This is a genomic window from Leclercia sp. GLN_9 (assembly GCF_043105735.1).
Lineage (GTDB): Bacteria > Pseudomonadota > Gammaproteobacteria > Enterobacterales > Enterobacteriaceae > Enterobacter > Enterobacter adecarboxylatus.
On record NZ_JBICLV010000032.1, the window covers coordinates 41,048 to 62,998 of the forward strand.

Sequence of the window (21,951 nt, forward strand, 5' to 3'; positions counted from 1 at the left end):
CGCCTGATATATCTTATTCACTGCCTTATTTACTCCAGCTTAATTCTTTACACAGCCACACTAAAATATAAATTCGCCTGTTTTACACATCCAGATAATTCCTAACCCCTTAAATTACCTTTAAAATGAACGCCTCCACTCAGCGCTTCGCCCATCACGCCAACCCGCACCCCGCCTGGACTCATTTAATTCACCTGCACAACAATTACCGCTTCAACACTACTAACCCTTTATTAACCTGCGCTTAAGTTGCGCTTTTAGCACTTTATGGCTATATCAAATTCAGTCAATACGAAATTGTTACCAATATTAAAGACAAGGATTTTACCGCCGAGAAATATATCTCATATCGCCTTACCCCTTAATATCAAGGGCAAAATGTCGCTGCCACCATCGATTTATCGGCAGCCCTGAATAACTTTCAAATAATTACCCTGGGTCATTGTTTCAAATAAACAGTTTCCCTACGGGTGGCGCTCAATCTGCTCAATAGAAATGGCTGAAACCGCTCGCCATTTCATTGCACTCTGCCGGGAGTAATACACATGAGTAAAATCACTGTCATCTCCAAACTGACGCACGTGGAAAGGGTAACAGACGGGTCTCAGGTGACGCTGAATGATTCCTCCATCGTTAAAATCGATGCCGAACGCGCCGACATTCTCGGCTACGAACGCAGCGGTAACGACCTGATCGTTAAGCTGAATGATGGCGAAGTCATCACCCTCAAAAACTTCTTTGTCGCGGGCGATCAGGGGATCAGCCAACTGGTGCTGGAGGAAAGCAACGGCGCCTTGTGGTGGATTGGCGATCCTGTCGCGGCAGAGGGCTACCAGTCGATAGCCTCCATTGATGCCCTGCTGGCGGGAACAACCACCGCGTCGGCAGGTGAGGCGGCGATCTGGCCGTGGGCGTTGGGTGGCGTGGCAGTGGCAGGCGGCATTGCCCTGGCCGCAGGTGGCGGCGGCGGTGGTGGTGGTGGCGGGAGCGACGACGATAATGGCAATGGCGGTGGCAACGGCGGTGATGGGGATGGTGACGGCGGCAACGGCGGTAACCCCACGCAGCCAGGCACCGATCCGAACGACACTACCCCACCGGGCGCGGCCAGCAACCTCAGATTCTCCGCAGATGGCACTCAGCTTAGCGGCAGCGCCGAAGCCAACAGCACCATCACCGTCACCGATGCCAACGGGAATGTGGTCGGCAGAGGCCAGACCAACGGCAACGGCGAGTTCACCGTCGATTTGGGCACGCCGTACACCAATGGCGAGACCCTGACCGTCACCCCGACTGACGGGGCGGGCAATACCGGACCGGGTACCCCGGTGACCGCAGTAGATACGACACCCCCGCAAGCCCCAACCCTCGACAGCGTTACCGATGATGTGGGCAGCGTAACCGGCACGCTCGCCAGCGGCCAGACCACCGATGATGCCCGTCCGACCTTTAGCGGCAGCGGCGAACCCGGCAGCACCATCACAATTTACGATAACGACGTCGCCATCGGCACGGCGCAGGTGAACAGCGACGGCAGCTGGAGCTTTACCCCTGACACCGCCCTGGGCGAAGGGGCGCATCAAATCACCACCCGGGCCACCGACGGCGCGGGCAATACCGGACCGGCCTCACCGGCATTCAGCTTTAACGTGGACACCGTTGCCCCGAATGCCCCTTCTGGCGTGACGATCACTGATACCACCGGGACGGTGCAGGGCGTGCTTACCGCCGGGCAAACCACCGATGCCAACCGCCCTGCCCTGACCGGCACCGGCGAGGTGGGCAGCACCATCACGATCTATGACAACGGTCAGCCCGTGGGCCAGACCACGGTGGGGGAAGATGGCAAATGGAGCTTTACCCCAGCGCCCCCTCTCGCGGATGGCGCGCACAGCATCACCCTGACGGAGACCGATCTGACGGGCAACACCAGCGCCCCTTCCGCTCCGTTTGACTTTACCATTGACCGCACCCCGCCGGACCAGCCGACCATCAGCCTGATCCCTGGCGGCACCGAGGTCATCGGCACCGCCGAGCCAGGCAGCACGATCACTATCACCAACGGTAGCGGAACGGTGATTGGTACCGGCCAGACCGATGCCAATGGCGACTACAACGTGGTTCTCACCGAGCCACAAACCGAAGGGAATACCCTCAACGTGGTGGCCTCCGATGCCGCCGGAAACCAGAGCCAGCCAGTGAGTACCGTGGTGGGGGATGTCACCCCGCCTGACGCACCGACCGATCTGGCGATCAATCCTGAAGGCACGGTGGTGACCGGTAAGGCAGAAGCAGGCAGCACCGTCACCCTTCGCGATGGCGACGACGTCATCGGCAGAGGCGTTGCCGGCCCTGACGGCAGCTTCGAAATTCTCCTCAGCACCCCGCGCCTGAACGGACAGGAACTGGTGGCCACCGCCACCGACCCGGCGGGCAATACCGGGCCGGAAGGCAGTGTGACTGCACCGGACGTCACCCCGCCGCAGGCCCCGCTCATCACCAGCGTGGTGGATGACGTAGAGGGCCTTACCGGCGTGGTGGGCAACGGTCAGGTCACTAATGACTCCCGTCCGCTCATCACGGGTACCGGCGAACCGGGCGCGACCATTAATATCTACAACGGCGAGGCCCTGGTGGGGAGTGCCGAAGTGGATGAGAACGGCAACTGGACCACCGAGCTGGAGCTAAGCGGCGACGGTGGCTACGTCCTGACGGCGCAAGCCGTTGATAGCAATGACAACCGCAGCGAATTCTCCAACAGCTGGAGCATCATCCTTGATGCTACGCCACCGGCCACGCCAGCCATTTCCCAGGTGATCAACGATCTGCCTGAGACCGCAGAAGCTATCGCCAACAACGGCACCACCAACGACAACCGCCCGACCCTGTACGGCACCGGCGAAGCGGGTTCGACGATCAGCATTCGGGTAGATGGCGTAGAGATCGGCACCGCACAGGTAGGCAACGGCGGGGAGTGGAGCTTCACCCCAGCCACGGCGCTGGCGGATGGTCTGCACGAGATCACCACGGTGGCAAAAGATGCCGCCGGGAACAGCAGCCCGGCTTCTGGGGCCTTTACCCTGACCATTGATACTGTCGCCCCGGACGTTCCGGTGATCACCCGGATCGAAGACAACACCGGCAGCGTGCAGGGGGATGTAAGTAACAACGTCCCGACTGACGAAACCCGTCCGGTGATCCACGGCAGCGGCCCGGCGAATGCGCAGATCAGCATCTATGAAGGCACCACCCTGCTCGGCACCACCACCAGCAATGCGGAGGGTATCTGGAGTCTGCAGCTTGCCACCCCGCTGGTTAACGGCACCCACGTCCTGACCGCATCGGTGAGAGACGCGGTAGGCAACGTCTCCACCTCCGACAGCTTTAACCTGGTGGTGGATACCCTGGCCCCGGCCACTCCGGGAGTACCGGCGATCACCGTCAACCCTGACGGAAGTGGAGAAGAGCCGCTCACCTCCGGCGGCAGCACCCGCGACACCACCCCAACCCTGAGCGGTACCGGGACAGAAGGCGATATTGTCACCATCTACGACGGCACCACCAAAATCGGGGAAACCACCATTCCGCCGGGCGGCAACTGGACCTGGACCCCACCAGCCGGGCTGCCAAACGGCACCTACGATCTCAGCCTGACCGTGACCAACAAAGATGGCGCGGGTAACGAGAGCGCCCCGTCGCAGCCGGTGTCCATCACTATCGATACCGACGCGCCGGATAAACCTGACGTGCCGGTGGTCACCGATAACGTCAGCGACATTACCGGGCCGGTGGACAACAACGGCGCGACTAACGACACCCGTCCGGTACTGAGTGGCACCGGCACACCGGATGACGTGATCAGCATCTACGACCAGACCGCGGACGGTAACGTGCTGGTGGGCGAAGTGGTGGTGGATCTCAACGGTAACTGGACATGGCGTTCAGAGACGCCGCTGGCCGAGGGGTCGCACAGCTTTACCGTCATCGCCACCGATGCCGCGGGCAACGCCTCGGTGGTGTCGGACACCATTACCGTGACCATTGACAGCCAGCTTCCGGAGATCCCGCTGATTAGCAGCGTGGATGGCATCGCCGCGGGCGGCAGCACCAACGACACCACCCCAACCGTCACCGGGACCGGCGAAAACGGCACCACGGTGATCCTCTACAGCAATGGCGTTGAAGTGGGGCGCGGGCTGGTCAGCAACGGCAGCTGGTCCATCACCACGGCCGCGCTGAAGGATGGCGCGACCACCCTCACCGTAGCGGCAGTGGATGCTGCCGGGAACGTCAGCAGCGCCGGAAGCGACTTTACCTTCACCATCGACACCGTGCCGCCGGGCAACCCGCAACTGCTGGAGATCTCTGACAGCACCCTGGCCAACGGCACGCTGTACGTGAACAGCGGCACCCCGACCCTCAGCGGTACCGGCGAACCGTTAAGCACCGTTACCGTCTCCGTTGACGGCAATCCTCTCGGCGAGGTGCAGGTCAACGAGCAGGGGCAGTGGACCTTCCCGCTGCCGGTCGGCACAACGCTGTCCGATAATCCGCATACCATCACCGTGGTAGCGCGCGACGCGGCGGGCAACACCAGCGAAAGCGGCCCAGTCAGCGTGGTCGTCGATACTGACGCCCCGGACGCGCCGGTGGTCAGCGAGGTCGTCTCCGGCGGTACGCCGCTGACCGGCACCGCCGAAGCAGGTACTACCATTACGGTCACTGGCCCGGGTAACGTGGTGTTGGGCACCGCCGTGACCAATGCGCAGGGGCAGTTCTCCGTGGCCCTGACCCCACCGCAGTACAACGAAACCACGCTGAACGTGGTGGCGAGCGATCCGGCGGGTAACGCCAGCGATCCGGTGAGCTTTGACGTCCTGCCGACGCCACAATTGCCGGACGTTCCTGTTATCGATGCCATCCTGGATGACAACGGCACCGCCGGTGACGTCAACGTCAAAGGTGGCAGCTCCAACGACGCCACCCCTACCCTCACCGGTACGGCGATCGCGGGCAGCCTGGTCACCATTTACCTGGACGGCAGCACCACAGCGCTGGGCACCGTCATTGCCAACGAAGTGACGGGGGCCTGGTCGTTCCCGATTTCAGATGCCCTGGCTGAAGGCAGCCACAGCTTCAGCGTGACCGCTACCGTCGACGACCAGACCAGCGGCCAGTCTCCGGGGGCGACGGTCAATATCGATCTCACCCCACCGGCCGCCCCAACGTTTGGCAGCGTGGTGGACGACGTTGGCCCGCAGACCGGCATAGTGGTCAGTGGCAGACCTACCAATGATGACCTGCCGACCTTCACCGGCACAGCGACCCCGGGCGATGTGATCAGCCTTTACGCCGACAATACCCTGATCGGCACCGCGACGGTGGGCAACACCGGGGCCTGGAGCATTACCCTGGCCCAACCGCTGGATGATGGCACATATGCCCTCACCCTCAGCGCCACCGATCCGGCCGGGAACGAAAGCCCGCGTTCGGAAGCCTTCTCCCTGGTGGTGAATACCACTGCGGACGCCCCAATCATCACCGGGGCCAACGATGATGTCGGGCCGGTTACCGGCAACGTCGCCAACAACGGCAGCACCGACGACAACACCCCAACCCTGACGGGCACCGCGGAAGCGGGCAGCAGCGTCGCCATCTACGACGGCATTAGGCTGATTGGCACCGTCACCGCCAGCGCCACGGGTGCCTGGAGCTTCACGCCGACCACCGTGCTGGCGGAAGGTCAGCACGTCTTTACCGCCGTCGCCACCGATAGCGCGGGCAACGTCAGCCCGATCTCCGGTTCCTACACCCTGACCGTTGACGTGACCCCACCGGCCACGCCGCTGATCACCAGCATCAACGACGATGTGGCGGGCAATACCGGCCTGCTGACCAACGGCCAGGTCACCAACGATGTGCGCCCGGAACTGACCGGCACCGGCGTGGCGGGCAGCACGGTTCACATTCTGGATAATGGGGTGGAGATCGGCACCGCGCTGGTCAGCGCCAGCGGCAACTGGAGCTTTACGCCATCTACCGATCTGGCCTCAGGACCACACAATCTGCGCGTTAACGCCACCGATGCCGCGGGCAACGTCTCCGGCGCCTCGCCGGTCTTCAACATCACTATCGATATCACTGCCCCGTCGGCACCGGTGCTGGACACCGTGGTGGATGATGTCGGCACGGTGACCGGCACGCTGGACAGCGGCGATGTCACTAACGACGCCCGTCCAACCTTTACCGGCAGCGGCGAAGTGGGTGCCACTATCCGTATTCTTGTCGATGATCAGGAGATCGGCACCGCGGTGGTTAACGCCTCGGGCAGCTGGACCTTTACCCCGGAGACGGCGCTCGAAGAAGGCTCGCGCAGCATCCGCTTTACCGCCACCGATACCGCCGGGAATACCGGTCCCGCCAGCGATCCGTTTATTCTGACGGTCGATACGCTGGCACCTGCGGCCCCAACGCTCACCGCCATCAGCGATAACGTGGGTCCTATCCAGACGCCAATCACCACCTCCGGCCAGGTCACCGATGACGCCTTACCAGGGTTAACCGGCACCGCTGAAGCCAACGCCACGGTGGTGATTTACGACAACGGTGCTCAGGTCGCCACCGTGCAGGCCACGGAAACCGGGGAGTGGAGCTGGACCCCGACCACGGCCCTGAGCAACGGCAGCCACACCTTTACCACCAGCGCCATTGACGCGGCGGGCAACCTCAGCGAAACCTCGCCGGGCTTCACGCTGATTGTCGATACCCTGAAACCAACCGCGCCAGTGATCGCGCTGGCGATTGACGATGTTGACCCGGTGACCGGGGCGCTCACCAGCGGCCGCACCACCAACGATCAACAGCCTGTGCTCACCGGCACCAGCGAACCGAATGCCCGGGTGCAGATTTTCAATGGTGAGACCCTGATCGGTGAAGGCATCGCCAATGCCAATGGCAGCTGGTCGATCGAAGTAAATACAGAGCTTAGCGATGATGTGTACAGCTTCACGGCGGTGGCGATCGATGCGGCAGGGAATATCAGCGATCCGTCCGCGCCATTCACCCTGACAATAGATACCCAGTTGCCGGACGCGCCGGTTCTGGTCTCGGTCACGGATGATGTGGGCGAGCCGGTGGATCTCACCAGTGGCCAACTGACCAACGACGCCAGACCGACCCTCAGCGGCACGGCCGAGGCGGGCAGCACGGTGAACATTTACGACGGCACCACCCTGCTGGGCAGCGCTACCGTCGGGGCGAACAACGCCTGGAGCTTTACCCCAACGACGCCGCTGGCTGACGGGGAACATACGCTCACGGTGACCACCACCGATGCGGCGGGCAACGTCAGCCCACCTAACGAAGGGTTTGTCATCAACGTCGATGCCACCGCTCCGGTCGCACCGCTCATCACCTCAGTGGTGGATAACGTCGGCTCAGTGCAAGGTCCGGTGCTTAACGGCAATCCGACCAACGACACCCGTCCAACCCTCAACGGCACCGCCGAAGCCGGCGCAACCGTGCGCATTTACGACGGTGAGACTCTGGTAGGCGAGACCCTCGCCAACGATCAGGGACAGTGGACGCTGGATGAAACCCTCATCGCCCTTGAGGATGGCGAGCATACCTTCACCGCCATTGCCACCGATGCGGCGGGCAACCTCAGCGCGGCATCCCCGGTGGCTTCCATCACCGTTGATACCCTTGCCCCGGGCGCACCGGACAGCTTCACGGTCATTAACAATGGCAGCACCCTCACTGGCCGGGGTGAAGCAGGCAGTACCATCACCGTGCGCGATGGCAACACGGTGATCGGCACCGGGGTGGTCAATGACACCGGCAGCTTCTCCATCACCCTTACCACGCCGAAACAGAACGGCGAACTGCTGACGGTCACCGCCACCGACAGAGCCGGAAACACCGGCGCGGAAGGCCAGATCGCCGCCCCGGACACCACGCCTCCGGCCATCCCGGTGATTGTGGATGTGGTGGACAACGTGCCCGGCGTGACCGGCACCATCACTGACGGGCAAACCACCAACGATGCAACGCCGCTGATCCGCGGCACCGGCCCTGCCAACACGACGATTCAACTCTATAGCGGCACGACGCTGATCGGCACCACGCAGACCGGCGAGGGCGGCACCTGGGAGATCCAGCTCACCGCCGCGCTGCCTGACGGCGGCCACGTACTCACGGCGCAATCCGTGGATACCACGGGCAACGCCAGCGCCGCTTCCAACAGCTGGAGCATCGTGGTTGATGCCACCGCCCCGGACGCCCCGGCGATCACCTCCGTGATCAACGATCTCTCCGGCACCGCGGTTATCATCGGGAACAACACCGCCACTAACGACACCCGTCCGACTCTGAACGGCACCGGGGAAGCCGGGGCCACCATCAGCATTCAGGTGGATGGCGTGGAAGTCGGCACGACCCAGGTAGGGACAGGTGGCACATGGAGCTTCACCCCGGAAGACCCACTCACCGAGGGGCCGCACGCGATCATCGTCGTGGCGACGGATGCCGCGGGTAACACCGGCGAGGCCTCCCCGGCCTTTAACGTCACCATCGACACCGTACCGCCTGTTGCCCCGGTCATCACCCTGGCCGTGGACAGCACGGGCAGCGTCACGGGCGACGTGGTCAGCGACCAGCCTACCGACGAAACCCTGCCGTTGATCCGGGGAACAGGCCCGGCCAACGCGCAGATTAGCCTCTATGAAGGCACCACCCTGCTCGGCACCGCCACCACCAGCGCGACGGGGGCATGGAGCGTCCAACTGACGACCCCGCTGGGTAATGGCACGCACGCCCTGACCGCCACGGTCAGCGATGCGGCAGGCAATACCGCCGTTTCCAACACCTTTAACCTGGTGGTGGATAACGTGGCCCCTGCCACACCGGCTATCCCGGACATCACTGTCAACCCTGACGGCACGGGAGAGATCGCCCTTACCGGCGGCGGTAGCACCCGCGATACCACCCCAACCCTGAGCGGCACCGGGAATGAGGGGGATATCGTTACCATCTACAACGGCACCACCCCGATCGGTGAAACCACCGTCCAGCCAGGCGGCACCTGGACCTGGACCCCGCCAGAAAGTCTGCCAAATGGCACCTACGACCTCAGCCTGACCGTGACCAACAGTGACGGCGCGGGCAACGAGAGCGCCCCGTCGCAGCCGGTGTCTATCACCATCGATACCGATGCCCCAACCGCACCGGGTCTGCCAGTGGTGACGGATAACGTCAGCGACATTACCGGGCCGGTGGGCAATAACGGCGCCACCAACGACACCCGTCCGGTGCTGAGCGGCACCGGCACACCGGATGACGTGATCAGCATCTACGACCAGACCACCACAGGTAACGTGCTGGTGGGCGAAGTGGTAGTGGATATTAACGGCAACTGGACATGGCGTTCAGAGACGCCGCTGGCCGAGGGGTCGCACAGCTTCACCCTCACTGCCACCGACGAGGCGGGCAACGTCTCTGAGCTTTCCGGCACCATGACCGTGACCGTCGACAGCCTCGTGCCTGACATTCCGGTCATCACCAGCGTGGATGATAACGTTGGGCCGGTCACCGGCAATATCGCAGCGGGCAGTAGCAGCAACGGCAACATCCCAACCGTCACCGGCACCGGGGAGAACGGCACCACCGTTATTCTCTACAGCAACGGTATCGAAGTGGGACGCGGCCTGGTCAGCAACGGCACCTGGACCATCACCACGCCAGTGCTGAAAGATGGCGCGACGACCCTCACCGTGGCAGCAATGGATGCCGCCGGGAACGTCAGCGAGGCGGGCAGTAACTTTGCCTTCACCATCGACACCGTGCCACCGGCAATCCCGCAGCTGCTGGAGATCTCCGACAGCACCCTCGCCAACGGCACGCTCTACGCTAATAGCAGCACCCCAACGCTGAGCGGCACCGGCGAACCGCTGAGCACCGTTACCGTCTCCGTTGACGGCAATCCTGTTGGCGAGGTGCAGGTCAACGCGCAGGGGCAGTGGACGCTGCCGATCCCGGTCGGCACGCCGCTGTCCGATACTACGCATACCCTCACCGTGGTGGCGCGCGATGCGGCGGGCAACACCAGCCAAAGCGGCCCGGTCAGTGTGGTCATCGATACTGACGCACCAGATGCGCCTGCGGTTACCGAGGTCGTTTCCGGCGGTACACCGCTGACCGGCACCGCCGAAGCGGGTACCACCATTACGGTCACTGGCCCGAATAACGTGGTGTTGGGCACCGCCGTGACCAACGCGCAGGGGCAATTCTCCGTGGCCCTGACCCCGCCGCAAAGCGATGCGGTGACCCTCACCCTGACCGCCAGCGACCCGGCGGGCAACGTCAGCGGCCCGGCAACCTATGACGTCCCGGCCACGCCTGCGCTGCCGGATGTCCCGACGATCGATGCCATCCTGGATGACAACGGCACCGGCGGTAACGTCAACGTCAAAGGCGGCAGCTCCAACGACGCCACCCCGACCCTCACCGGTACGGCGATCCCGGGCAGCCTGGTCACCATTTACCAGGACGGCAGCACCACCGCGCTGGGCACGGTGACTGCCGATGCCACCTCCGGGGCCTGGACATTCCCGGTCTCGACCCTTGGGGAAGGCAGCCACAGCTTCAGCGTGACCGCCACCGTTGATGGCCAGACCAGCGGCCAGTCGCCAGCGGCGACGGTCAATATCGATCTGACGCCACCTGCTGCACCGGTGTTTGGCACCCTGGTGGATGACGTGGGCACCATCACCGGATCGGTGGTCAGCGGCAGACCGACCGACGACAACCAGCCGGTACTGAACGGCACGGCGACGCCGGGGGATGTGATTAACGTCTATTCCGGCGATACCCTGCTTGGTAGCGTCCCGGTGAGCGCCACCGGTGCCTGGAGCTTTACCCTGCCTCAGGCGCTGGACGACGGCACTTATACCCTGACCCTCAGCGCCACCGATCCGGCGGGCAACGAAAGCCTGCGCTCGGATCCGTTCTCGCTGGTGGTTGATACCGTGACGGCTACACCGGTTATCACCGGTGCCAACGATGACGTCGGCCCGGTCACCGGTAACGTCGCCAGCGGCGGGTTCACCAACGACAACACCCCAACCCTGTCGGGTAGCGCGGAAGCGGGCAGCAGCGTCGCCATCTACGAAGGCAGCCGCCTGCTCGGCACCGTGCTGGCCAACGCCAGCGGCATCTGGAGCTTCACACCAACAACGGTGCTGGCTGAAGGCGAACATCGCTTTACCGCCATCGCAACCGACACCGCCGGTAACGTCAGCCCGCTCTCCGGGGAGTATATTCTGACCGTCGATATGACCCCACCGGCCACCCCGGTGCTGGTCAGCGTTAATGACGACGTGGCAGGCAATACCGGCCCGCTGGTGAACGGCCAGCTCACCAACGATGCCCGGCCAGAACTGACCGGCACCGGCGTAGCGGGCAGCACCGTGCACATCCTGGATAACGGTATCGAAATCGGCACCGCGCTGGTCAACGCCAGCGGTAGCTGGAGCTTTATTCCAACCAGCGATCTGGCTCAGGGGGCGCACGCGCTGCGCGTCAACGCTACCGATGCGGCAGGTAACGTCTCGGGCACCTCTCCGGCCTTCTCGCTGAACGTGGATACCGTTGCCCCACTGGCGCCGGTGCTTTCCAGCGTGGTGGATGATGTTGGGACCATCACCGGCGCGATCAACAACGGCGGCATCACCAACGACAACCGTCCAACCTTTACCGGCACCGGTGAAGCTGGCTCCACGGTTCGCGTTCTTGTCGACGGGCAGGAGATTGGCAACGCGGTGGTGAATGCGTCGGGCAGTTGGACCTTTACGCCTGACACCCTCATCGAGGACGGGCTGCACAGCGTGACCCTGACGGCCACCGATCCCGCCGGGAATACCGGTCCTGTCAGCGGTGCCTTCACCCTGACGGTGGATACGCTGGCACCCGCGGCACCGACCATTGTCGCGGCCGCCGACAACGTTGGCCCGATCCAGACCCCACTCACCACCTCCGGTCAGGTCACCGACGATGCCACTCCAACCCTGTCGGGCAGAGCCGCCGCTAACGCCACGGTGACTGTCTATAACAATGGCGTCTCCCTCGGCACCGTGCAGGCCACCGCCGCAGGCGACTGGACCTTCACACCCGAAAACGCACTGGACAATGGCAGCCACACCTTCACCGCCACTGCCGTCGATGCGGCAGGCAACCTCAGTGAGGTCTCGGCAGGCTTCACGGTGATTGTGGATACCCTTAAACCGGTCGCGCCGGTCATCGCCCTGGCTCAGGATGATGTCGGTTCTGTTACGGGTGCGCTCACCAGCGGTCAGCGCACCGACGACACCCTGCCGGTACTCTCCGGCACCAGCGAACCGAATGCCCGGGTGCAGATCTTTGAAGGCCAGGCCCTGCTGGGTACCGCCACTGCCGATGCCAACGGCAACTGGACGATCCCGCTGACCACGCCGCTCACCAACGCCCAGCACAACTTTACGGCGGTGGCGACGGATGCGGCAGGCAACAGCAGCGATCCTTCTGCGACCTTCAGCCTGACGGTAGATACCCAGCCGCCAGCAGTACCGGTTCTGGTCTCGGTGGTGGATGATGTCGGCACCCAGGTGTCGCTCACCAGCGGTCAGTTGACCAACGATGCCAGACCGACCCTGAACGGCACGGCGGAAGCTGGCGCTACGGTGAACGTCTACGACGGCGATCGACTGCTGGGCAGCGTGGTGGCCGACGCTAACAACGCCTGGAGCTTTACCCCAACGACGCCGCTGGCAGACGGACAGCACACCCTGACGGTGACCGCCACCGATGCGGTGGGCAACGTGAGCCTGCCAACCGCTGGCTTTAACCTTAACCTCGATGCTACCGCCCCGGGCGCGCCTGTCATCACCTCGGTGGTGGATGACGTCGGCTCGATTCAGGGTCCGGTACTCAACGGTAATCCGACTAACGACAACCGTCCGACCCTCAACGGCACAGCCGAAGCCGGTGCAACCGTTCGCATCTACGACGGCACCACTCTGGTGGGCGAGGTCACGGCGAACGCCCAGGGCCAGTGGACGCTGGCGCAGACCACCACCACCCTCACCGACGGGGTGCATAACTTCACCGCTACCGCCACCGATGCGGCAGGCAATCTCAGCGCGGCATCGCCGGTGACCTCCATCATCGTCGATACCGTAGCGCCGGGCGCGCCGGGCGGCTTCACCGTGCTTAACAGCGGCGGCCAGGTTAACGGCACCGCCGAGGCGGGCAGTACCGTGACCATTCTCGGCACTGACAACGTGACGGTGCTGGGCTCCGGCGTCGCTGACGCCACCGGGAAGTTCAGCATCACGCTCACCACGCCACAGGTTAACGCCGAACTGCTGCACGTCTTTGCCACCGACCGGGCCGGTAACGCCGGGCTGACGGTGGATCTGCGGATGCCGTACTCGCAGGTGCCAAACCCACCGGCGATCACCAGCGTGAACGACAACGTGGGCAGCATCATCGGCAACCTGCTGAACGGGCAGAGCACGGACGATACCACCCCAACCCTGACCGGGACCGCGCAACCGTCCTCCACCATCACCCTGTATGACAACAACGTGTTGTTAGCCACGGTGACCACCAACAGCGCGGGGGTCTGGACCTGGACCCCAACCGTGCCGCTGAGTAATGGCCCTCACGCCTTTACCGCCACCGCAGGCAATGCGGCGGGCACCAGCGCCGTGACGCCGCTGAGTTCGATTGTGGTGGATACCGTTGCGCCGGGCACCCCGCAGGGGACCTTCAACGCCGACGGCAGCGTCCTGAGCGGTACTGCCGAAGCGGGCAGCACCATCACCCTGCTGCTGAGCGATAACAGCGTAGTGACCACCACCGCTAACGCGCAGGGCAACTGGAGCTACACCTTCACCGATAAGCAGTCCGAAGGGGAGCGGATCACCCTGTCGGCCACCGATGCGGCGGGTAATACCTCCGTCACCGGCACGGTGATTGCGCCAAACCTGCCGTTGTCGGCCAGTGACAACGTGGTGGGGCTGGCCCTGACCACCAACGCCACCGTCAGCACTGCCCAGTACAGTGACTATGGCGTGCAGCTGGTGGGCGGTGTCGGCAACGTGCTGTCGCTGCTGGGGGAAAACTCGGCCCAGGTAACCTTCAGCGTACCGACCGGCGGTAGCGCGGATATGGAGATCAACGCCAGCGCCACCGGCATTGTCCTCTCCCTGCTCAACACTCTGGAGATCATCGTTCAGCGCTGGAACGGCACCACCTGGACCACAGAAGTGGATACCGGCCTGCCGCAGTTCGCTAACCTGTTGACCCTCGGGGCCAGCGGCGTGACGCTGAACCTGACCGGCCTGCCGGGCGGGCAGTATCGCGTGCTGAGCTACAACTCCAACCTGCTGGCGACCGGGTCGTACACCAGCCTTGATGTGGACGTCACGCAAACCACCGCGGGCACCCTGACCGGCACGCTGGTGCAAAACGGCAACGTCATCACCGATGTGGATCCGGTGAGCGGCAGCGACAGCGCCCCGAACGGCACGGTGGTCACCAGCGTGACCAACGCCAACGGCGTCACCGTCAACGTGGCAGCGGGTGCGGCGGGCACCACCATCAACGGGCTGTACGGCACCCTGACCCTGCATACTGACGGGAGCTATACCTACACCCTGACCAACACCAGCGCCTCGGTGCTGGGCCGGACCGACACCTTCACCTACAACATCGCCGGGAAAGGGGCCACGGACGACGCCCGTCTGGTGATCACCCTGGGTGAAAACACGGTGCGCAACAGCGTGACGGCAGTGGACGATACCGCTGCACTGACCTTCAACACGCAGGTGCAGGCTATCGACTACGGGCCATCGAGCCAGAGCGGCTTTACCGTGGTGGGCGTCAACCTGGGTAACGTGCTGAATCTCAACCTGCTGGACGATCGCAGCGAGACGATGAAGTACAGCGTGCAGGAAGGCACCACCCGCACCATGACCATTCAGGGGTCTGTTGGCGGGGTTGCCCTTGCGTCGGTGTTAGACCTCTATATCTACAAGTTCAACCCGGCGACCCAGAGCTATGAGCGGATGCGCACCGAGTCAGGCTGGCTGCGTGCGCCGCTGCTGGGCGGCACCTCAGCGCCGCTGACGCTGACCCTGCCGGCAGGGGAATACATCTTCCTGATGAACACCGTCTCAGGGATCACCGCCCTGACCGGCTACCAGATCAACATCCTGGAAGATCATGTTTATGCCGTCACCAGCACCACCGCCGCGACGACCGGCGACGTGCTGCAGAGTGACATTGTGCCAGCAGGCACCTTCGTCACCCAGGTGAACGGCGTTGACGTGAACGCCACGGGCACCACCCGCATTGAGGGGCAGTACGGCACCCTGCTGATCGACGCGCAGGGCAAATACACCTACACCCTGCGGGCCGGGGTGGGGGCCGACCTGATCAGCACGCCGGACACCTTCGTCTATACCGTGACGGCACCGAATGGCGATAAGGACACCGCCTCGCTGAACATCACCCCAACGCCGGTGGCGCTGGATGCGGTCAACGACGTCAGCGATACGCTGAGCGTGGATGCGACCCACCCTGTGGCGGCCTATCGGGATGATACGGTGGGTAACGCGACCTGGAACGCCGCCCTGCTGGCCCCTACCACGGGCAGAGGCAGCGGCGAGTTTGTGGTGGCGGCCAACACCGCCCTGCATGACGTCGTGCTCCACTTCAACGTCGCCTCACTGTTGACGCTGGGCGGCCTGAACGTGAACTGGACCATTACCGGGGCGGGGGTTTCCAGAAGCGGCTCCTTCAATGGCGGTCTGCTGCTGGGTGGCGTTGCCACCATCAACGTCGCGGGTCTGGATCTGGACGCGGGGACTTACACCCTGAGCTTTACCGGCTCCATGGGGCCACTGGGGGTAGGCGCCATCTCCATCACGCCGTACGTCACCGGGACGACCGTGTTCCTGAACAATGAGCTGACCACGGCGGGCCACACCGTCACCGGCAATATCTTTGACGGCTCGGATTCGGGCGGCGTGCTGGATCAGCTCCATTCGGTGGACAGCCGTCTGAGCATCACCAGCTATACCGGCACCGTCACCACGCTGGATCCGTACACCACCGCCACGGCGACCGCCACGGTTCAGGGGCATTACGGGGTGCTGACCATCGGCGTGGACGGGCATTACACCTACACCCTGAACAGCGGCGTCTCGCTGGCCTCGATGACCACGAAGGAGACCTTTACCTACAAACTGACCGGCGATAACGGCACCTCCGATACCGCGACCCTGACCATTGATATGGCACCGAAGTTCGTCAGCTCCGAGCATAACGATACCTTCACCGGTAGCGCCTATGGCGACACGCTGATTTACGAGGTGTTGAACAACACGGCAGGTAACGGCACGGCGGGCAACGGGGGCAATGATCACTGGACCAACTTCTCGCTGGCGCAGGGAGACAAGATCGACATCAGCGATCTGCTGGTGGGCTGGAACGGTCAAAGCGCAACGCTGGGTAACTATCTGCACGTTACCAACAGCAATGGCAATACCGTGATCTCTGTCGACCGAGACGGAGCGGCAAATATTTACACCAATACTACACTGGTAACATTGGATAACGTTCAGACAACTTACGAGGAACTGGTTAACCAACAACACATCATCACCAGCTAAGGCTAATAACAAGACCCGGGCGCACGTCGCCCGGGCTTAACATTATAAAGTTGTTCAGTTTTTTAGGGATAATGCCATGAACAAAGTACCTTGCTGGTGGCTGGGGTGCTGCCTGTTGTCCGGGCAGGTCCTGGCCGCCGACTCCCCTGCGGTCATTAGTTTTGGGCAATTAAATGAAAATCAGGAGCTGCCCTCTCTGAATGGACGGGTTGCATTGCCGACAAGCCAGGCCGCGCCCGGCACCTTAACCCTGGGCGATGCGGTGACACGTGCCGTTAACTGGCACCCCACCATTCGCGAAGCGGTGGGCAAACTCTACGAACAGATACAGCAGGTAGATGTTGCCAAATCGAAGTACTACCCGCAGATCAGCGCCGGTATTAACAACGGCTACAGTAACAACTCCAGCGATACCGGTTTTACCCCTTCCGTGGTGCTCTCCCTCTCCCAGATGCTCTATGACTTTGGCAAGGTTGCCAGCCAGGTGCGCGCCGAAGACGCGGGCGTGGTGGCACAGCAGGCCAATGTGCTGCTGAGCATTGATACCATCGCCCGGGATACCGCCACCGCGCTGGTGCAGGTGCAGATGTGGCAGCAAATGGTGGATACCGCCGAAGAGCAGCTTGAGGCGCTGGGTAGCATCGGCAAACTGACGCGCCAGCGTAATGACGAAGGGGCCACCTCGCTTTCCGATGTGGTGCAGACCGACGCCCGTATCGAAGGGGCACGATCGCAGCTGATGCAGTATCAGGCTAATCTCGACAGCGCCCGCGCCACGCTGATGAGCAATCTTGGCTGGAGCAACCTCAACGCGGTCAGCAACACTTTCCCGGAGAAACTGGCCCGCAGCTGCGACATTAAGGAGCCGGATGACCGGCTGGTGCCTGCGGTGCTCTCCTCCTGGGCGCAGGCCAACGTCGCGCAGGCTAATCTGGACTACGCCAACGCCCAGATGACCCCGACCATTTCGCTGGAGCCGGAGGTGCGCCACTACATTAACAATCGCTATCCCGGCCACGATACGCTGGATAAAACCCAGTACAACGTGTCGGTTAACGTCGAGATGCCCATCTACCAGGGCGGCGGCCTGAACGCGCGGCGTAACGCCGCCAGCCATGCGGTGGAGGCGGCGCAGTCCAACGTGCAGCGCACCCGGCTGGACGTGCGGCAAAAATTGCAGGAGTCCCGCAGCCAGGTGATGAGCCTGATGAGCACCCTGCAGATCCAGTCCCGCCAGGAGACCCTCAGCCAGCGCACCCGCGAACTCTATCAGCAGCAGTATCTGGATCTCGGCTCCCGCCCGTTGCTGGACGTACTGAACGCCGAGCAGGAGGTCTACCAGGCCCGCTTCACCCAGTGGCAAACCGCCGGACAACTGCACCAGCTGCAGATCAACTGCCTGTATAACACCGGACGGATGCGCAATGCCTTCGACCTTGAAAACCACACGATTCAGTCAGTGGAGATCCAGCCATGAAGCAAGACGATATCCTTCACGAGGAGCCGCTGACGCAGGAGGCGCTGGAACACTGGGCGCAGGCGTTTGGCTATGTCGCCACCCGCTACCGGGTGGCCTGCTCCCCTGGGGCGCTGGTGGCGGGCGCACCCTGGCTACAGGGAAAGAGTAAAACCCCGGCCCTGACCGGGCTGGCCCGCGAGGCGGGGCTCTCTTTTAAGCTGCTGAACAACGGCCAGGAGTCGATCAACAGCTGGCGGTTGCCGGTGGTGGTCGAGCTTAATGACGGCAAGATCGGTGTGATCGAGCACTTCGATGGCGAAGATATGCTGGACGTCTGCTTCTTCGACGGCAAGGCGCAGACCAACCGCATCTCGCTGGCGAAGATGTTACCCGCCATTCATCAGGTGGTGGCCCTGCGTCCGCTGGCGGCGTTAAAAGACAGCCGCGTGGATGCCTATATCTCAAAATACCGCCCGGACTGGCTCTACCGGCTGGTGATGCGCGACCTGCGCCCCTACACCTACGTGATGCTGGCGGCGCTGTTCATCAACCTGCTGTCGCTGGCCGGGATTTTGTTCTCGATGCAGGTCTATGACCGGGTGATCCCCGCCCAGTCCTACCCCACCCTGTACGTCCTGACCATTGGGGTGCTGATTGCCACCCTGTTCGGCTTTATTCTGCGTCTCGCCCGCAGCCACATTATGGATCTGCTGGGGAAACGGGCCGACCTGCGCGTCTCGGACCGGGTGTTCGGTCACGCCCTGCGCCTGCGCAACAGCGCGGTGCCCCGCTCCACCGGCAGCTTTATCTCTCAGCTGCGCGAGCTGGAGCAGATCCGCGTGATGGTGACCTCATCCACCATCTCCACCATCGTTGACCTGCCCTTCTTCTTCCTGTTTGTCGGGGTACTGGCCATCATCGCCCCTCAGTTGGCGTGGATCGCCCCGGTGGCGGCGGTGCTGATGGTGCTGCCGGGCCTGCTGCTGCAGAAAAAGCTGGCGTCGCTGGCGAAGCAGGCAGCCCATGAATCCACCCTGCGCAACGCCGTACTGGTGGAGAGCGTGCAGGGGCTGGAGGACATCAAGCTGATGCAGGCCGAGAACCGCTTCCTGCAACAGTGGAATAGCTACGTTCAGATCACCGCCGAGTCCGGCCTGAAGACCCGCGAGCTGACCCAGGGTCTGATCAGCTGGGGGATGACCATTCAGAGCCTGGTCTACACCGCGGTGATTGTGGTGGGTGCCCCGATGGTGATCGAAGGGGAAATGACCACCGGTGCAGTGGTGGCGGCCTCGATGCTGGCCTCGCGGATGATTGCGCCGATGGCTACCCTGTGCGGCGTGCTGGCCCGCTGGCAGCAGGTCAAAGCGGCTAAAGAGGGGCTGGACAACATTATGCAGCTCCCCACCGAGAACCAACGCGAAGAGACGCCGATCCGCCAGGACGTGCTGCGCGGTCACTACCTCTTCGAACAGGCGCAGTTTGCCTACGGCGGCGACGTGCAGAACCCGGCGCTGCGCATCAACCGGCTGGAGATCAAACCCGGCGAGCACGTGGCGATCCTGGGCCGTAACGGCGCGGGCAAATCAACCCTGTTGCAGGCGATGGTAGGCAGCATGGATCTGGTGGGCGGCGAGCTGCGGCTCGACAACCTCAGCCTGCCCCATCTCGACATGGCGGACGTGCGCCGCAACGTCGGCCTGATGAGCCAGAACGCGCGGCTGTTTTACGGCACCCTGCGGGAGAACATTACGCTCGGGATGCCGCGCGCCACCGACGACGAGATTTTTGCCGTGCTGGAGATGTGCGGCGCGGCCGCCTTCGTGCAGAAGCTGGCGAAGGGGCTGGACCATCAGATTATGGAGAACGGCGTCGGGCTATCCGGCGGCCAGCGTCAGTCGATTTTGCTGGCGCGTATGTTCCTGCGCGATCCCAACATCGTCCTGCTGGACGAACCCACCGCCTCGCTGGATGAACACACCGAACGCGAGTTTATCCAGCGCCTGAGCCAGTGGCTGGGCAATCGCACCCTGATCGTCGCCACCCACCGCGTGCCGATGCTGGAGCTGGTGGAGCGCGTGGTGGTGCTAAAAGAGGGAATGCTGGTGATGGATGCGCCGAAAGCCCAGGCGCTGAGCAACAGCCGGATGCAGCAGCAACAGCAGGCGAATGGCCGGGAGTGGAAAAATGAAAATCAATCAGCATGATGCCGCCGCGATGGACGACCTGGATAACGCCCTCGGCTCCGAGAGTGGTTATACCGGGGCCAGAAGCATTGTGTTAATCAGCCTGCTGCTGTTTGTCGTCGCCGGGGTGTGGGCGTGGTACAGCATTCTGGATGAGGTTTCCACCGGCACCGGGAAGGTGATCCCCAGCTCCCGCGAGCAGGTATTACAGTCGCTCGACGGTGGGATCCTGGCAGAACTCAAGGTCCACGAGGGGGACCAGGTGCAGGCCGGGCAGGTGCTGGCCCGTCTCGACCCGACCCGCTCTGAATCCAACGTGGGTGAGAGCGCTGCCCGCTACCGCGCTTCGCTCGCCTCCAGCGCCCGTCTGCATGCAGAGGTGAACGATCAGCCGCTGGTATTCCCGCCTGAACTGGCGAAATGGACCGATCTGATCGCCGCTGAAACCCGGCTCTACAACTCCCGCCGCGAGCAGCTGGAAGACTCCCGGCGCGAGCTGCGCCAGGCGCTGGAACTGGTGAACACGGAGCTTGGGATCACCCAGCGGCTGGTGAAAACCGGTGCCGCCAGCCACGTCGAAGCCCTGCGCTTGCAGCGCCAGAAGAGCGACCTGGAGCTGAAGCTGACCGACCTGCGTTCGCAGTATTACGTCCAGGCGCGGGAGGCGTTGTCCAAATCCAACGCGGAAGTGGATATGCTCTCTGCGGTGCTGAAGGGGCGTGAGGACTCGGTCACCCGTCTGACCATGACCTCCCCGGTGCGCGGCATCGTGAAGAACATTAAGGTGACCACCATCGGCGGCGTTATCCCGCCCAACGGCGAGATGATGGAGATTGTGCCGGTAGACGATCACCTGCTGATTGAAACCCGCCTGTCGCCCCGGGATATCGCCTTTATCCATCCCGGCCAGAAGGCGCTGGTGAAGATCACCGCTTACGATTACGCCATCTACGGCGGGCTGGACGGCGTGGTGGAGACCATCTCGCCGGACACAATCCAGGATGAAGCCAAACCGGAGGTGTTCTATTACCGGGTGTTTATCCGCACCAGCCAGGATTACCTGGTCAACAAAGCGGGCAGACACTTCTCGATTGTGCCGGGGATGATTGCCACGGTGGATATCAAGACCGGCGAGAAATCGGTGATGGACTATATGATCAAGCCGTTTAACCGGGCGAAAGAGGCGCTGCGGGAGCGGTAGAATTTCTTCCTCTCCCTGGAGGGAGAGGAGATATCGGCACGATCGGCCCCTTCTTCCTCCGGGAGAGGAGATATTGGCACGGTCGGCTCCCTCTCCCCTATGGGGAGAGGGTTGGGGTGAGGGGAACATGCGGCTCAGGTGGCGGTTCCGTTCACCTTACGTTCTGCGCTTCTCTGTCGGCCCCGTCACCCGTGAACGTGCGAAGGGGGCTCGCCGCCGCCCCCTTCACAATCCCGGCTCCCGGCAAAGAAAATCGCCGCTTCGCGGTGCACTCAGCTTATTCCTCCAGGCTTTCGGGTCGGGCACCAGCCTGCATCCCTGCAGGCTATGCCCTCTCGGCGCGTCCCTTCGCCTCGCCCCGGCCTTACGGAAACGCTTCGTCGATTTTCAGCC

At 63.0% G+C, this 21,951-nt stretch carries 4 protein-coding genes; all 4 read left to right on the top strand.

The window, feature by feature from the left end:
* The first annotated feature begins 545 nt into the window (after positions 1–545).
* The 4 genes from ACF8PE_RS19340 to ACF8PE_RS19355 all read left to right on the top strand — a co-directional run bounded on the left by ACF8PE_RS19340 (position 546) and on the right by ACF8PE_RS19355 (position 21,558).
* Positions 546–16,712, top strand: a complete 16,167-nt coding sequence (locus tag ACF8PE_RS19340; protein WP_392495187.1) for a BapA/Bap/LapF family large adhesin — start codon at positions 546–548, stop codon at positions 16,710–16,712.
* Positions 16,713–16,788: 76 nt separating this feature from the next.
* Positions 16,789–18,189, top strand: coding sequence for a TolC family outer membrane protein (locus tag ACF8PE_RS19345; RefSeq protein ID WP_032613346.1), 1,401 nt, complete (start codon positions 16,789–16,791; stop codon positions 18,187–18,189).
* Positions 18,186–20,378, top strand: a complete 2,193-nt coding sequence (locus tag ACF8PE_RS19350) for a type I secretion system permease/ATPase (protein WP_392495188.1) — start codon at positions 18,186–18,188, stop codon at positions 20,376–20,378. The genes ACF8PE_RS19345 and ACF8PE_RS19350 overlap by 4 nt, the downstream gene beginning before the upstream one ends.
* A gap of 10 nt (positions 20,379–20,388) precedes the next feature.
* Positions 20,389–21,558, top strand: a complete 1,170-nt coding sequence (locus ACF8PE_RS19355) for an HlyD family efflux transporter periplasmic adaptor subunit (RefSeq protein WP_103792627.1) — start codon at positions 20,389–20,391, stop codon at positions 21,556–21,558.
* Positions 21,559–21,951 lie beyond the last annotated feature (393 nt).